Consider the following 400-nt stretch of genomic DNA (forward strand, 5'->3'; position numbering starts at 1 on the left):
TCCCCGGCGACGACGCCGTGGTCAAGCTGCTGTGGCTGGCCATCATCAACATCGAGGACAAACGCGCCCGCGAACGCGCCGCACACAAGGAGAAAACCGGCAAGATCAAAAACTCGCCCAGCACCGCTCGTCTCATCGAGGGCCAGCGCACCATCGGCTGGCGCGAAGCTCTCATCGAACTCGACATCGCCTATCCAGGCCGGATCAGGTAAAGAGGCTTCTCCATCACCCAGAAAGGATCTTTACACACTAGAAGTGACAAGCTCACGGCTGAGCCTGGATCCACAGCTTGAAGCTTGGGGCGAGATTGGCGAAATGAAGTGAGGTGTCCCTTGAGCTGGGAGGATGGGAGTTCTTCACGCTTCCATCGGCCCGCTGCAAAGGACACCTCGTAAGTTGG

Annotated in this window: 1 pseudogene; it reads left to right on the forward strand. The window is 58.5% G+C overall.

Annotated features, from left to right (window positions below):
• Window positions 1-212: pseudogene (locus E1267_RS45255) on the forward strand (IS256 family transposase); the annotation flags it as partial.
• Window positions 213-400 lie beyond the last annotated feature (188 nt).

The sequence above is a fragment of the Nonomuraea longispora genome, assembly GCF_004348345.1.
GTDB lineage: Bacteria > Actinomycetota > Actinomycetes > Streptosporangiales > Streptosporangiaceae > Nonomuraea > Nonomuraea longispora.